Annotated in this window: 13 protein-coding genes; 9 read left to right on the top strand and 4 right to left on the bottom strand. The window is 62.3% G+C overall.

From position 1 onward, the window contains the following. The first annotated feature begins 13 nt into the window (after window positions 1-13). On the top strand, window positions 14-2,248 hold the full coding sequence (locus ACZ41G_RS05515) for a primosomal protein N' (RefSeq protein WP_464144839.1): 2,235 nt from the start codon (window positions 14-16) through the stop codon (window positions 2,246-2,248). 53 nt (window positions 2,249-2,301) lie between these two features. Here ACZ41G_RS05515 and ACZ41G_RS05510 read toward each other — a convergent pair whose 3' ends face one another. Next, window positions 2,302-2,601 (bottom strand): DUF1805 domain-containing protein, encoded by a 300-nt coding sequence (locus ACZ41G_RS05510; RefSeq protein ID WP_015450682.1) that lies wholly within the window; start codon window positions 2,599-2,601, stop codon window positions 2,302-2,304. A gap of 177 nt (window positions 2,602-2,778) precedes the next feature. Here ACZ41G_RS05510 and ACZ41G_RS05505 point away from each other — a divergent pair, with 177 nt between their 5' ends. Both ACZ41G_RS05505 and fmt read left to right on the top strand, forming a co-directional pair. Next, window positions 2,779-3,486 (top strand): HAD family hydrolase, encoded by a 708-nt coding sequence (locus tag ACZ41G_RS05505; protein ID WP_464144837.1) that lies wholly within the window; start codon window positions 2,779-2,781, stop codon window positions 3,484-3,486. Window positions 3,487-3,618: 132 nt separating this feature from the next. Next, window positions 3,619-4,587, top strand: coding sequence for a methionyl-tRNA formyltransferase (gene fmt, locus ACZ41G_RS05500; RefSeq protein WP_033507244.1), 969 nt, complete (start codon window positions 3,619-3,621; stop codon window positions 4,585-4,587). A 79-nt stretch (window positions 4,588-4,666) separates the two neighbouring features. Here fmt and serB read toward each other — a convergent pair whose 3' ends face one another. Continuing rightward, on the bottom strand, window positions 4,667-5,350 hold the full coding sequence (gene serB / locus ACZ41G_RS05495) for a phosphoserine phosphatase SerB (protein WP_464144836.1): 684 nt from the start codon (window positions 5,348-5,350) through the stop codon (window positions 4,667-4,669). A gap of 37 nt (window positions 5,351-5,387) precedes the next feature. On the opposite strand from serB, the gene ACZ41G_RS05490 reads away from it, so the two are divergent. The 6 genes from ACZ41G_RS05490 to ACZ41G_RS05465 all read left to right on the top strand — a co-directional run bounded on the left by ACZ41G_RS05490 (window position 5,388) and on the right by ACZ41G_RS05465 (window position 12,273). Beyond that, window positions 5,388-6,122 (top strand): DedA family protein, encoded by a 735-nt coding sequence (locus ACZ41G_RS05490; protein WP_412171337.1) that lies wholly within the window; start codon window positions 5,388-5,390, stop codon window positions 6,120-6,122. 26 nt (window positions 6,123-6,148) lie between these two features. Further along, window positions 6,149-7,822, top strand: coding sequence for a proteasome ATPase (gene arc / locus ACZ41G_RS05485; RefSeq protein ID WP_464146234.1), 1,674 nt, complete (start codon window positions 6,149-6,151; stop codon window positions 7,820-7,822). A gap of 40 nt (window positions 7,823-7,862) precedes the next feature. Then, window positions 7,863-9,473: a depupylase/deamidase Dop gene (gene dop / locus ACZ41G_RS05480; RefSeq protein WP_464144834.1), complete on the top strand. Its 1,611-nt coding sequence runs from the start codon at window positions 7,863-7,865 to the stop codon at window positions 9,471-9,473. Between the two features lie 105 nt (window positions 9,474-9,578). After that, window positions 9,579-10,412, top strand: coding sequence for an inositol monophosphatase family protein (locus ACZ41G_RS05475; RefSeq protein WP_439730973.1), 834 nt, complete (start codon window positions 9,579-9,581; stop codon window positions 10,410-10,412). A 152-nt stretch (window positions 10,413-10,564) separates the two neighbouring features. After that, window positions 10,565-10,756, top strand: a complete 192-nt coding sequence (locus tag ACZ41G_RS05470; protein ID WP_033507236.1) for a ubiquitin-like protein Pup — start codon at window positions 10,565-10,567, stop codon at window positions 10,754-10,756. Beyond that, window positions 10,756-12,273 (top strand): proteasome accessory factor PafA2 family protein, encoded by a 1,518-nt coding sequence (locus ACZ41G_RS05465; protein ID WP_464144832.1) that lies wholly within the window; start codon window positions 10,756-10,758, stop codon window positions 12,271-12,273. The genes ACZ41G_RS05470 and ACZ41G_RS05465 overlap by 1 nt, the downstream gene beginning before the upstream one ends. Before the next feature lie 160 nt (window positions 12,274-12,433). On the opposite strand, the gene ACZ41G_RS05460 is transcribed toward ACZ41G_RS05465, so the two are convergent. Continuing rightward, window positions 12,434-12,715 carry an HU family DNA-binding protein gene (locus ACZ41G_RS05460; protein ID WP_015450672.1) on the bottom strand — a complete coding sequence of 94 codons (282 nt, stop codon included), beginning with the start codon at window positions 12,713-12,715 and terminating at the stop codon, window positions 12,434-12,436. A 128-nt stretch (window positions 12,716-12,843) separates the two neighbouring features. Further along, a complete protein-coding gene (locus ACZ41G_RS05455; RefSeq protein ID WP_464144831.1) occupies window positions 12,844-15,381 on the bottom strand; it encodes a lysylphosphatidylglycerol synthase transmembrane domain-containing protein in 2,538 nt (845 codons plus the stop codon). Window positions 15,382-15,491: the final 110 nt, after the last annotated feature.

Below are 15,491 nucleotides of genomic sequence, written 5' to 3'. Positions count from 1 at the left end.
TATGGTGAACACCATGACTATCCCAGACGCCGAACAACCTGCCTTCGAGGGGCTTGAGCCGCGGCGCAGACGCAAGCGCACGGCGGCGAAGCGGCAGCGTGCCGAGCATCAGCCGATCGCGCGTGTCGTACTGGACGTGCAGGCCGCGCATCTGGGACAGACCTTCGATTACCTCGTACAGGATAAGCAGGATACACAAGCGGTACCCGGCACCTTGGTGCGCGTGCGATTCGGGGGTCGACGCGTCAACGGCATCATCTGGGAGCGCGCCGAACGCAGCGAGACCCCAGACTCCTCGCTGCGATACCTCGAACAGGTGCTGGGCGGGGAAATCCTGGTTCCCGCTAGGCTTAGGGACGATATCACGCTGATCGCACAGGCGTACGGCGGCACCCGCGCCAATATCGTCAGACTCGCTGTGCCCCCGCGTGTCGCGCGCGTCGAACACGAGCAGCGGCTTGCCGCATCGTTCAGTGGGGATGCTGGTGCGCGCCAAACGATGTGTGCGCAGCGCGCCGATGACCTGGGCGAGCGGCTTATACCTGATTACGAGAACCTGCGGATGCTTGGCGAGACCTTGTCCACAGGGGGCAAAGGCGCTTTCGTGACCGACGCCATGCCAGGGGCTGGGCATTGGACGCTGCTGTTCGCTTGGATGGTGTTGCGTGCGCTCGCCGCCGGTCGCGGGGTTGTCGCGGTGATGCCGTCCATGCGTGCCGTGGATGATGCCGTGCGGCAATTGGGGTCGTTGGGACTGCGCCTCTTCGGTCCGCGCGCCTCGCAACAGGGCGGGTACATGGGAGATATCGCCGTGCTCGGCGCTTCGATGTCCCCAGCGGAGCGATACCGGTCCTATCTTGCCGTCGCATGCGGGCAGGTGCGCTGCGTCATCGGCACACGTGCCGCCATGTATGCGCCGATCGACGGCAACGCGATGTTCGTCATCGTCGACGATACCGCCTACCAGCAGGCGGATGGCATGGCGCCGTACGCGAATGCACGCGGCGTGCTGCGGCTGAGGGCCAAGGCGCATGACGGTGTGTTCGTCGCGCTCGGCAATGCGAGAAGCCCGTTGAGCCAGTGGGAGACTGACGGCGGTCATGTCGCCGAGTCGCCGGTGAGCGGGTACAGCACTTCGATTCAACCCTTGCCAGCAGCTCTCAAGGAGCGTTCGCCTTGGATCAGGTGGCTCAACCGCGAGGAGCTTACGCGGCTTGTCGATCCCACCATAGGTTCGCGGGTGCCGCATACCGCGGTCGCCGTGCTGTCGCGGGCGCTGAAAACCGGCCCCGTGCTGCTGTCCATTCCCCAGGACGGCATTGCTCAAACACTCAGTTGTGCGGCGTGTCACCGGCAGGCGAGGTGCGGCAAGTGTACCGGGCCTTTGGAAATGGTGCCCGGCGTTTCGCAGCCGCGATGCCGTTGGTGTGCCGCGGCGGCGGTGAATTGGACATGTCCGCACTGCCATGGCGACCGTATGCGCGTCGTGCGGGTGGGAGCTGCAGGAACCGTGCAGGAGCTGCGCGGCCTGTTCAGGAACATCCCCATGGTGGTGTCTTCGCCTCACCAGCCTCAGGGGGTGATTGCCGATATCGCCGATGCGCCGATGCTGGTGGTGGCAACCCCCGGAGCGGAACCCCGGGTGCGTGCCGATGACGGCGGCGTGGGAGCGTACCGCGCGGTGGCGATTCTCGACGCGTGGACCAGCCTGTATTCCCCAGGCATTGATGCCAGGATTGATGCGCTTGATTCGTGGATGCGAGCCATTCAATGGTGCGCGCCGCGCTCCGCAGGCGGTCAGGCGATGCTCATCGGGGAGGCTGACCCACTGGTCGCCCAATCCCTGATGACTTGGAATGCGCGACTGCTCGCTTCCAAAGAGCTTGAAGAACGTGCCCAGACCGGATTGCCACCGGTATTCGCTTCGGCATGCGTATGGGGGTCGCGCCCCGCGGTCCGGACGATGCTGCAAGGCGCCGGATTGCTTGTCGGAGGCGATTGGGCGCTGCTGGATACCCAGTTCGGTCCGATGCCGGCGGTGCTTGGCCCGGTGCCGATTCCGCCGCCGCGAACGGTTGACGCGCGTGAGCTGGAAACCATGGCGGACCGGGTCAAAGCCGTCGTGCGTGTCCCGCAATCCAAGCGCGCTGAACTCGCCGAGCGTCTGCACCGGGAAAGCGCCCGGCATGTTGCCTCGCGCGAACCGGGGGAATTGCGTTTCCAACTCGATCCGAAAGACCTGATCTGAGCCGTCTCACCGAATCCTCGCACGCTCAGCACTGTACTCGGCGGAAAGACGGTTCAGGCCAGCACAGCGGCGGCTTCGGCGCCTGTCATGCCGTCTTTGACGCCGGCGGCACGGGCCGCTTCGGTCATGCCCTTGATCGGGTTGGCGAGCACGGCCGCGAAATCCGCTCCTCCCACGAGCACGGCTGCATCGCCGAACTTCTCGGCGGCGGCGAGATTGAGATACCCGCACATGAGATAGCCTTTGCGCCCCTGCACCAGAATCATGTTCGGGTGGCCTTCACCGCCCGGGGCAACGACCATCGTGCCCTGCACCGTGGCTCCGTTCACATCAAGTTGTTCGATGTTCAGCATGGTTCCTCCATACGTTGTGGCGCCTCAGCCGATGAGACGCGAATTGATCATCACAACAGTCTTATCACGAGCATGTCACGCGCCGGCGGCTGTGTCTTGCGGCCGCTATCCCGGCTATGCTGGAAGCGGATAGGAGTCCAGTGCGATGGACGTGCACAGAACCTGAGTGAGGTGGATATGAAAGGCTGGCCGGGAGAACCGCAAATGGCGTATGACGAGCTGATGGCGCGGGATGCCGCCGCAACAGCCGAAGGGGAGCCAATCACCCAGGTGATTTTCGATTTCGGCAACGTGCTGCTGTATTGGAATCCCGAAGCGGTGATGATTCCACGCTACAGTCAGCGGCTTGTGGACGGGTTCCTTGACAACGACATCTCCTCCTTCTACGACGCGAACGATCTGATGGACGCCGGCGCCTCGCTCGAGGAGGGCGTCGCGTATGTCCGCGAGCACAAAGGCGAGCCGTGGGCGTCGATGATGCGCTATTACGTGGATAATTTCCGCGATTCGCTGACCGGTGTGGTCACGGGTGCGCGCGTGCTGATCGACGACCTCCATGCTGCGGGTATCGGGGTGTGGGGACTGTCGAACTGGCAGCAGGACCTGTATCACATCGCCGACCGTGATTGTGATCTGCTCGGCATGCTCGACGGCAAGGTCGTCTCGGGCCAAGTGCGGATGCGCAAGCCGAACCGCGATATCTACGAGTACGCGTTGCACAGTTTCGGCATTCGCGCGCGGGACAGCGTGTTTATTGACGACAAGGCGATGAACATCGTCGGGGCGAATCAGGCGGGGATTCGCGGCATCCGGTTCCGCGATCCGAGGAAGCTTCGCGCCTGCCTGATTGCGGCGGGCGTACCGATCCCGCCAGTACGGGACTAATCGGCCGAATCCGGCGAACCGTGACGATGCCGGCACTCTGGTAAGGTGCTGTTGCAGTCGTTTGTTGCCGTCCGGAGCGCCGGTCGCCGATGCGCGGGTGGAATACGGCATCGATGTACAGAATCGAGGATTATGCTCAAGATCTTGTTCGCAGGCACGCCTGATGTGGCGGTGCCATCGCTGAAACTGCTGGCTGCCGATACGGAGCATTTCGAAGTGGTGGCGGTGCTCACCCGTCCCGACGCGCCGCAGGGCAGGGGACGCAAATTGACGCCGAGCCCGGTCAAGCAGGCCGCATTGGAATTGGGCTTGCCGGTGATCGAATCCGATCCGTCGGAGGAATGCTTTGTCGCCGAACTCGCCGCCACCGGTGCTGAGGCCGCAGCGGTCGTCGCCTACGGCAAAATCCTCAAACAGCGGGTGCTGGACGCGCTGCCGCTTGGCTGGTACAACCTTCATTTCTCGCTGCTGCCGCAATGGCGTGGTGCCGCTCCAGTGCAACGCGCGATTTGGGCGGGGGATACAATCACCGGGGCCACGGTGTTCCGCATCACCCGCGGTATGGATGAGGGGCCGGTTCTGGCTCAGTCCACGGTTGAGATTGGCGCGCATGAGACCGCAGGGGAGCTGCTCGGGCGTCTGGCCGAAGACGGCTCGCATCTGCTTGCAGCCTCACTTGAGGCGATGGCTGAAGGCCGTATCAGTCCGGTTGACCAACCGCAGGGAGCCTATGAGGTCGCCGACAAAATCCGCACCGAGGACGCTCATATCCGGTTCGACGTGCCGGTGTTCGCCGCTGACCGGCAGATTCGCGCATGCACCCCGCATCCCGGCGCATGGTGTACGCTCCATGCCGAAGGCGCAGACGGCGAATCCCAGACTCTGCATGTGCTTGAAGCGGCACCCGCCGATATGGCCGACCCGAACCTGCCTGGGGCGCTTGAGGCCGGAAAACTCGCGCTGAGTAAGAAACACGTGTGGATTGGCACGAAAAGCCAGCCTCTGGAACTGATTCAGGTCAAGGCGCAAGGCAAGAAAGCGATGCGCGCGGCGGATTGGGCACGAGGCGCCCGGCTCACCGGAGAGGCCTACTGCGATTAACTGAACAGGTACGACGCCTCGCCATGGCTGGTTGTGCGGACGCTGACAGCGTATTCAGCGTCCGCACAACCAGGCCGGGTCAGTCACACGACAGCAGCCCGAGCACTTGGCGCAGGTCGCGTTCGTTGATCGCGATATCGGCGGCGAGCTGTACTTTCGGCTTGGCGCAGAACGCCACGCCGAGGCCGGCCGCCTTGATCATCGGTATGTCGTTGGCGCCGTCGCCGACTGCGACCGTCTGGTCAACGGCAATGCCGTCGTGTCGAGCCCACGCCTGCAAAGCATGCAGTTTCGTGGTTTTGCATACGATTTCACCGAGCACTCTGCCGGTCAGCCGACCGTCAACGACCTCCAGTCGGTTCGCCAGCGCATGGTCGATATGCGCATCTTGCACCAGACGGTCCACCACCTCGTGGAACCCGCCGCTGACCACGCCGACCGTCCAGCCATGCTGGTGCAGGGCGTCAATCAAATCAAGCGCGCCATTGGTGAACGTGATCCGGTGATACACCTCGTCGAACACGCTCACCGGCAGTCCGGCAAGCAGCTTGACCCGTTCGCGCAACGCCTCGCAGAACTCCAGTTCGCCCGCCATCGCGCGCGCGGTTACGGCGGCGATCTGCCCGCCGACACCTGCTGCGACACCCAGTTCGTCAATCACTTCCTGGTCGATGAGCGTGGAATCCACGTCCATCACCAGGATGCCCGGGCGGGCGAGTGTGGGGGCGGATTCGTTCGGGGCTTGCAAAGGTTCATCGATCATGCCTTCGATTGTCTGAAAATACTGGGACAATGCCGACATGCGTGTTTATGCTCTTGCGACCACTGCCCCCATGTGCGACACATCCGACGGCGGCCTCATCGGCACCATCACCACATGGTTGGTGGAACTCATGGAATCCATCGGCGGCATCGGCGTGATGCTCGCCATCGCACTCGAATCCATATTCCCTCCCATTCCTAGTGAAATCATTCTTCCATTGGCGGGATTCACCGCTTCACGAGGCACCATGTCCCTGCCTGCGGCCATCGTGTGGGCCACCGTCGGCTCGCTTGTCGGCGCGCTGACCTTATACGGCGTGTCGCGGCTTGTCGGGCTGCACCGTATCCACCGTGCCGCCGACCTCATTCCGGGTGTGAGTCGCGATGACGTCAATCGTGCCAGCGATTGGTTCAGCCGCTACGGCACATGGTCCGTGCTGATTGGCCGGGTCATTCCGGTGGTGCGTTCGCTGATTTCCATCCCCGCCGGCTTCAACCGAATGAATCTGGTACAGTTCAGCGGCTGGACCCTGCTCGGTTCGGCTGTCTGGAACACGGTGCTCGTCACTGCCGGCTACCTGCTGGGCGACAACTGGTGCTCGATTCTGGGCGTGCTCAACGTATTCGAGGACGTCGTCATCGCCGTGGTTATCGTGGTCGTGCTAGCGTTCATCGTGCTGCGGACGCGTAAGCTGATTGAGGGCAGGCGTACGCGCGCGGAGGAGACCGACGAGCCTGATCGCGCAACGAGGAAGGACCTGCAGGAGCGGTGACGGCCACCGCAGGAAGCGAGACGACCATGAGCGATGACGAGACGAAAACGGCACAGGGGACCGGTCAGGCGGACTGCCAAACCGATGCGCTTCATGCGCGGGATCGTGCCCTTGATGAGCTCGCGCAAGCCAATGATCAGCTGATGGCGAAGAACCATGCGCTGGCGGCCGCGCTCACCCGCGCGAGTCAGGAGCTGACAAAAGCAAAATCCCAGCTCGGCCAGTTCGCTCAGCCGCCGCTGAATTTCGCGACGATGGTCGCGGTTGAATCCTGCACCACCGATGATCTAGGCGTTCAGCACGCGAGCGCGGAGATCCTTTCCGGTTCCCGCCGCATGATTGTCCCCGTCTCGACGACCTTGCAGGCATCGCGCCTGAAGCCGGGGGATACGGTACTGCTTAACGAGAATATGGTGATTGTTGGCAGCAGGGACGCAGACCGTCTCGGTGCCGTGCTGCACGTCAAGCAGGTGTTTGCGGACGGCCGCGTACTGGTCGCCGATGCCGGCGGAGCCTTGCAGGTCGTCCGTCCGACGGCGGTGTCGCTTGAATCGACGCTGGAACCCGGCGACCGTGTGCTGACTGATACCGCCCGCCGTTTCGTGCTCGACATGCTGCCTCCGCAAGAGGATGCCGATTTGGTGTTGGAGGAGACCCCGGATGTCACTTTCGACGACATCGGCGGGCTTGACGAGCAGATCGGGCGTATTCGGGACGCCGTACAGTTGCCGTTCCAGCATCGGGAGCTGTACCGCAGGTATCATCTCAACGCGCCGAAGGGCATCCTCCTATATGGCCCTCCCGGCAACGGCAAGACGATGATTGCCAAAGCCGTCGCCAATGCGCTCGCCCAAGGGGCGGATGCCGGTTCCGGGGTGTTCCTGTCAGTCAAGGGCCCGGAACTGCTCAATAAATATGTGGGGGAGTCGGAACGCTTGATTCGCCTGATTTTCCGCCGTGCTAGGGAGCGTGCGGCTGACGGACGTCCGGTCATCGTGTTCATCGACGAGATGGATTCGTTGCTGCGTACGCGAGGTTCTGGCGTGTCCAGCGACGTGGAAACGACAATCGTCCCGCAGTTCCTGGCCGAGCTGGACGGTGTGGAGCGGCTGGACAATGTGATGGTCATCGGCGCTTCGAACCGCGTGGATATGATTGATCCGGCGGTGTTGAGGCCAGGGCGGCTCGATGTGAAAATTCGCATCGACCGGCCGCGCGAATCCCAAGCCTGTCAGATTGTGCGGCATTATCTGACCGATGACCTACCGTTGGAACCCGGGGTCGATGTCGATGCGCTGGTCGGGGTGCTGGTGCATGACTTGTTCGCACATGGCGAACACCGACATTTGGCGGATGTGCTTGACGATTCCGGCGTGTGGTCCCCCCTGTATCTAGGCGATGTCGTCTCTGGCGCGATGCTCAAGAACATCGTCGACCGTGCCAAAACTCGGGCGGTCAAGGCGTCGATTGAAACCGGCACGGACGTCGCGTTGAGTGTCGCGATGCTCGCCGGCGCAGTGGACGGCGAATTCCAGGAGACCCGTGATGCCGTGCTTGACGCTGATCCGGTGCAATGGTCCCGCATCAATGGCATCGCCGGCGGCCGTGTCGTACGCATCCGGCCGGCGGCAGGGTATCAAGCGGGGTATGCGACCGGCTATGATGCCGGTACTGATGAGACCCGCGCGCGCGACGAGTAATGCGTCGTGCGAGCCGGAATACGGCGAATAAGGAGACCGAATGAGCGTTCGCAGAGTGATGGGGACGGAAACCGAATATGCGGTCAGCCGGCCGGGCGATGCGCGCGCGAATCCGATTCGGTTGAGCTTCGATGTAGTCGCCGCCGCCGATGACAGTACCCGTGGGAGTATCCGGTGGGATTACCGGCAGGAGGATCCGGTCAATGACGCGCGCGGACACCGGTTGGAGCGTGCTGCCGCCCGGCCCGACATGCTCACGGACGCACCCCAGCTGCATATCACCAATATCATCGCGCCCAACGGTGGCAGGGTGTACGTCGACCACGCGCATCCCGAATATTCCGCGCCGGAGACGACCAACCCGTTCGAAGCGGTCCGCTACGACCATGCCGGCGATCTGATCATGTACCGTGCGGCGCAGGAGGCGTCGCGACGCACCGGCAGCCCGGTGGTGTTGTATCGCAATAATGTTGACGGCAAAGGTGCCAGCTGGGGCACGCATGAGAATTACATGATGCTGCGTTCCGTGCCCTTTGACAAGGTTGCGGCGCTGATGACCGCACATCTGGTCACACGCCAGCTGTATACGGGGTCAGGGCGTGTGGGGCTGGGGGAGCGGTGCGAGCATGCGGGCTTCCAGCTCAGCCAGCGCGCCGACTACATCCATATGCGCGTCGGATTGCAAACCACCTTCGACCGCCCGATCGTCAACACGCGCGACGAATCGCATAGCACGGACGAATACCGGCGTCTGCATGTGATTGTCGGGGACGCCAATCGCATGGATGTGCCGCAGGCATTGAAACTCGGCACAACAAGCCTGCTGCTGTGGCTGCTGGAGGTGGCGCCGGAGGTTTCCTACGATGTGGACACGTTGCTCTCGCAAGTGACGTTGGACGATCCGGTCGCAGCGATGCACGAGGTTTCGCATGACTTGACGCTGGGCATACCGTTGCAGCTAGCCGATGGCGGGACGATGACCGCATGGCAGATTCAGACGCGGTTGCTCACCGCCGTGTTCGAAGTTGCGGCGATGCACTACGGCACCGACAGCCAAGGCACCCCGATATGGCCGGATGCACAAACACGCAGGATGATTGGATTATGGCGTCAGGCGCTCGCCGATGTCGCCGCCGTCAGACATGCGGATAACGATACGCGGTTGACGATGGCAGACGAGGGGTCGCGTTTGGAATGGCTGCTCAAATGGCAGCTGTTGGAGCGTATGCGCCGCCGGTTGGGTGCCCGATCGGGGCGTGAGGCGTCCTGGTCGGACCCGAGCATCGCCGCGCTTGACCTGCGTTGGGCGGCCTTGGACCCGAAGATTTCGCTGTTCGAGGCGGTGAAGGCGCGCACTGAGCGTCTTGATGATCGTGACGCCGATGCGTTAGTCGCCGAGGCCGCCGTGCAGGCGCCGGAGACAACCCGCGCATGGTTGCGGGCGCATATCGTCGAAGGGTTCACGCCTCAAGTCGTGGCGGCATCGTGGTCGCGGCTGACAGTGCGTGAACCGGATGGCTCGTTGTTCGGCTTCGATATGTCCGATCCGCTGTCGTGGACGCGGGCACGTTGTGAACACGCCGTGCACGATGGCTTGACTCAGGGCAAATTTGCGGCGGATGTGCTTCGTGACATCATCGCCGACAGGTAAGATACCCCAAGAAGATATTGTGATATGTGGCGTGGCAGCGGCCGGCCTGAACGTCGTTGCGCCACCCGAGCCGGCCAGGCCGGCGAACGACAGGTGAGGTGAAACATGGATCTGCAGCAGCTGGCGCTTGAAGCCGCCCGTGTGGCGCAGGACGTGGGCAAGCATGCATTCCAGGCGCAGGCAAACCCATCCAGTATGGTCGAGGCGCATATCCCGGATGTCCCTGGCGAACCTCCGGTGTTGCCGGTCAACGAACGTCTTGTGCCGTTCATTGAGAACCGCTTGACCTATCTTGACCGGTTCAACGGGTTCTGGCATGACCGTCCGGAGCATTGCCAGCCGGGAGAGCGCTATTGGTGCGTCGGCCGGATTGATGGGGCCATCAATTTCGTACGCGACATGTCCGAATGGACGGTGACGATTTCCCTGTTCGAAATCGACGAGCATGGGGGAGCGAACCCGATTCTCGGCATCGTTCACGCCCCGGCGCTCGAGCTGACGTATCTTGCCGCGCAGGGCAAAGGCGCGATTCGCATCTGGCGTACCCCGTTCGGGGACAAGCGGCAGAAGATTATCCCCACCACGCGTGCCAGCCTGGAAGGCTCCGTCATTAGCTATGGCATGTCCTACGTGCCATCGGAATCGGAACGCGCGCTGCACGTGGTGGCCGCGCTCGCCGGCAAGCCTGCCGACATCAAGCGGGTTGGCCCGGTATCGCTGGACATGTGTCGAGTGGCTGACGGCACGTATGACGCGTATTTCGAACCGCATCTGCACTCTTGGGATATTCCAGCCGTATCCGCAGGCACGGTGGTGGTGCGTGAAGCGCAAGGCCAGGTGTCTCGCTGGGACGGCGGGGACATCCGTTGGCGTGAGGCCAACGACGTCGTGGCAAGCAACGGTCTGCTCATCGACCAGTTGCGTCCGTATCTGCGCTGATCGCCGAACGGCTTCGAGACTTATTTCGTACGCGCCGGCACAGCCCTGTACGGGCTGTAAGCCTCGGTGTTCGGTCATCTGCGGGTATTCGGCTGTCTAGGCGCGGTACGCTGGAATTTGGGACCGAATCGGTCGAATGAAAGGAGTGGGTCATGCCACAGGAATTCGCGCAAGGCCGGGCGCGAGGGGAACAATGCGCCGATGATAGCCAACAACCGTTGGAACGTGCGCAAGCCGAAACCCAAACCGATGCGCTCGACCAGGTGCTTGACGATATCGCCTCCACCTTGGAAACCAACGCGCAGGACTATGTGAACAGCTTCGTGCAGCAAGGCGGCCAGTGATGCCGCAGCTGCGTGACAGCGGAACCCATGCGCTCACCGGCTCCGACGGGGTAGACGCGGCGCGTTCGCCACAATACGGGACAGGCGAGCGGATCTTCGGCATCGAAACCGAATACGGAGTCTCCATGACCGGCGGCGAACGCCGCATCGATGCCAGACAAGTCGCGGCGACGATGTTCCTGCCCGTGGTCGCACAGGCGCGTTCGACGAACACCTATCTGCGCAATGGCGCCAGACTCTACCTTGACGTGGGCTCACATCCTGAGTATGCGACCGCTGAAACGCGTGACCCCTTCGACGCGCTCGAACAGGACCTTGCCGGCGAATCGGTGATCTGCAGGCTCGCTCTTCAGGCGCAGGAACGCATTCGCGCCAAAGTCGGGGAGCATGCCACGGTCCACGTGTTCAAGAACAACGTCGATTCCGCGGGGCACGCCTTCGGATGCCATGAGAATTATCTGGTTCGCCGCTACGTGCCGCTTCCGGTCATCGAACGTGAGCTGCTGCCGTTCCTGATTACCAGACAGCTGTTTTCCGGTGCGGGCAGGGTCACTGATCATGGATTCGAACTGTCCCAGCGTGCCGATTACCTTGATGAGGCGGTGTCCTCGGCGACCACGAGGGCTCGTCCGATGGTCAACACCCGGGACGAACCGCACGCCGACCCCGACCAATTCCGCCGGCTGCATGTGATTATCGGCGATTCCAACCGTTCACAGTTCGTTACCTTCATGAAACTCGCCACCACGCATCTGGTTCTCGGGGTCATCGAATCCAGCGTGGGTGCCGGACGCGCCTCGGGATTCCAAGCGTGCACGCTTGCCGACCCCAATCTTGCGAATCGGGCAATCAGCCGCGATATCACCGGCAGAACGGCAGTACGGTTCGCCGTCGACCGCGGTGATGGGAACGCTGCATGGCATCCAGAAGGTTCGGCCAGTGCTCTGGACATCCAACAGCATTATCTCGATATCGTCAGGAAGGCGGTCACCGCAGACCCGGATAGTGTCTGCGGGACGCTGCCCAGAACCGATGTGTCTCGCGTCCTGGACGATTGGCAGGAGCTGCTGGACCTCATCGCTGCGAATGACGTGGCCGCGCTCGCCGACAGACTTGATTGGGCGGCGAAATACCGGCTGCTGTCCGCGCTCGGCGGGCATGGGCGGCGCATTGACCCGTGGCGCGCCCAACAGCTTGATATGGATTATCACGATATTGTCAACGGTAGCGTGTACCCGGCCTTGGTACGTCGCGGCATGATGCGTGTGCTCGTGTCGGAACAGGATGTTGGGCGTGCGGTTGACCGACCGCCCGCCGATACGCGTGCGGCGATGCGTGGACAGTTCGTCCGGGAGGCGATGCGGTGCGGGGCGCGCTTTTCATGCGATTGGACCCGATTGACGCTGAGCGAACCAGTGCACGGCGAGGTGGTCATGCTCGATCCCTTCGACGCCGGCCCGTCTCCAGCCTTCGACGAGGTGCTAGCCCAGCTCGAGAAATCCGCGTCGCAGACCTGACTGTGCGTTACCCGCAATCGTCAAGCGTCGCAAGCGCACTGCTGCGCGTCAAAAGCCGCGCGTCGTGCTCTTGGCGGTAACAGGTTACATAGAAACAGAAAACCCCGGCCGCCAATGGTCGGGGTTTCCTTGTCCTTCACAGGATGAAACTGGAATCAGTTCACTCGGCGACGGCCTTCTTCAGCAGGGAGCCTGCGGAGATGCGCACGCCATAGGAAGCCGGGATCTTGATGGTCTCGCCAGTGCGCGGGTTGCGGCCGGTACGCGCAGCGCGCTTGACACGCTCAGCAGAGAACAGACCGGTGAGCTTCAGACCCTCGCCGGACTTCATTGCCTCGACGAACACATCCTGGAACGCGTTCACGGCGGCTTCGGCCTGAGCCTTGGTCAGGTTGGACTTCTGCGCGATCTTCGAGACGAGATCAGACTTGTTGTATGCCATAAAGCATCCTTCTTGTCAGGGGCCTTCACATTACGAAAGGCCGTGTCAACAGTCGATAATAGCGCAGATTCTGGAGAAACGCGGCTATTTTCTGGGGTTTTCCGCCACTTTTTAGCAAATCGGCACATTCAGATGAGATTGTGGCGGTCCAACCACTGCATGGCGAGCGCGCCGAGCGGGATACGCAGCCAGTAGAAGCAGATGCGGTACAGCAGGGTTGCCGACAACGCCACCGCCGCGGGCACCCCGACCGAGCTGAACGCAAAGGTCAGAGCCGCTTCGATGGCGCCCAGGCCGCCCGGGGTCGGCACCGCCGAACCCAAGGTGTTCGCGAGGATGAAGATGAACATCGTTTCGATGGGATTTGTCCGGTATCCGAAGGCGAGGAGCGCGGCCCAGAACCCCATGCCGATGGCGAGGTTCAAGATGATCGCCCCCGCGATGGCGATGCCGAACTCCTTGGGCTTGGTGAGCATCTCGACCAGCTGGCGCGCATACGAGCGGACGATTGGCAGGTAGGTGGTGATGATTTTCTTGCGCACCGGCGGAATGATCATCGCCAGCGAAATCACCAAGGCGACGATGGCAATGGCGATGATCAAGGTGTTGGTGGGCACCATGCCCGAGAGGGTGTTGCGGCCGGAGAAAATGCCGATGCCGAGCAGCAGCGCGACTGTGGTGAGCGCCTGCGAGATGACGACGGCGCTCATAATTGCGGTCGCCGAGGTGTTCTTGTAGCCGCTTTTGCGTAGGAATTGCAGGTTCACGAACGCCGGGCCGACGCCTGCCGGCATGGACACCGCCGTGAAGCCGGATGCCGCCTGCGAGCAGAAGATGCCGAAGATGTGGCGTTTGTCCTTGTCCATGAACGCGGCGAGGGTCAGTCCGGTGCCCATCCACGCAACCATACTGAACAGCATACACAACAGCGCCCACCACGGGTTCGCGTTGCGGATCGCCTGGATCATCGCGTCAGGACGCAATTGTGTGAAGATCACTGCGATGGCGACGATGGTCAGGGTCAGGGCGATGAACGATCGCAGGCTGAATCGTGAGAGCGTGACGGTTTCCAACTGCTCGTCGGCGTCTTCGGGCAGCAGGGTTTTCAGCCCGTCACGCAAGGCGCCGAGCAGGTGCTTGTCCCAACCGGGCATTGCGCGTGTCGCCGCAGGAACCGCGGCTTTCTGCACGAATGGGGCAATATCGATTAACGTGGCGTCCCCCCAGATGTCACGGGCCGCGGCAATGGAGCGTTCCACACCGATTGAGGCACACAGCAGGGCGAGCAGCTGGACCTTGTCGAGGGCCATGTTCGCGGCGTTGCTCGCGCAGTCACCGTTCTGCCATCCGGCGATGACCGGAGTGGCACCATCCAGCAACGCGATGGTGGACGGGGTGATTCTGCGATGAGTGTATCCGCGCATATTGGCGTGGCTGAGGTATGCGAGCAGATCCCGCGCCTGGGCGTCGCTCATATGCTGCAAATCACACGGTGCGAGCCGGGTGCTCGAATCGAATATCAGAATCGATGATTCCGCGGCATCCGCCACTCCGTATGCCGAAGGGGTTTGCAGGCCGATATTGCGCAAACCCAAGAGCATGGCGAGATGATGGTGCATTGCGTCCTGGGCGGAACGGTCGCGGCGTACGACGACGCCGTTGAGCCGGATCCACTGCCACAGTTGGCTGAAATAGCCAGCGCTGTGTTTCTGGTCGTCGAGCACGGAAACCACGTAGTTGTGGCCTTTGGCGTCGGTGACGTCGTAGATGCGCGAATTCTCGATCAGATCATCATCCACGCAGGTTTGGATGACCGCGTTATCGTTATTCGCTTCGATGCGTCGTGCCAGAGACGCGGCATCAATGCCGACACCGCGCAGGGCTTCGACCAGATGTTTGCCCCAGATGCCTTTGTTTTCACTGCCTGCCGCGAATCGGATGAGCATGCCGACGATGCGGGCCAATGCAAATGAGACCAGCACGCCGGGCACTGAATGCCAGGAGACGATGACCAGGATTGCGGCGACGATATACAACGTGTTCCAGCCCCACCGGACGGTGGAATGGATGCGTCGGGGACCAGCGACGGTGAGGAACGCTCCAAGACCGGCATAGATGTCCGGCAGCAGGGACAGGGGGGACGCGCCTGTTCCGGTTGATGCGAGCGCAGATATGAGGTTGATGCTGCCGGTGGCATGCAGTCCGGCGCTCAGCAGCGCGCAACAGGCATAACCGCTGAGCAGCGCGAGGATCGAGACGACGGAGTGCAGCCATTCGCGGTTCATCAGGATTTGGATGAGCACACTGAGTACGATGCACACGGCGGTAAGCTGCTGCAGCATGGTGGTGGGAACGTCCATCAGCCAGTCGAGCGCCTGACCGGCATTGCGTGCATCGGTTTCCACGCCTTTGGTCATGCCGTTGAGATAGGCGGCGATCAGGATAATGGCCACCATGACGAGCAGCGCGGCGACCGCGTGGGTCAGGTCTGTGAAATCACGGGTCCTGCGGGGCGGAATGTCATGGATCGTGGCTGTTTGCGCATCCTCGTGCCCAGATGGCGAGGCTTGTCCGGGACGCTTGGATGCGTCTGCGTTCCTGGGGACGATATCATCTGTCGGTGATGCTGGAATGTGATGCACGGCTTGTCTTTCCGGGATAGACATGACGCAGCCCCGATGGGTCTGCGGTTATGAACGTGGCAAAGGCGCGTCACGGCCTTGCCGGGCTGTGACGCGCCTTCGTTGGCGGACTGTCAAGACGCGAGAATGCAAGC

The sequence above is a fragment of the Bifidobacterium porcinum genome (assembly GCF_055378475.1).
Note: the sequence above shows the minus strand (reverse complement) of the source record. Positions and strands in the feature narration are given on the sequence as shown.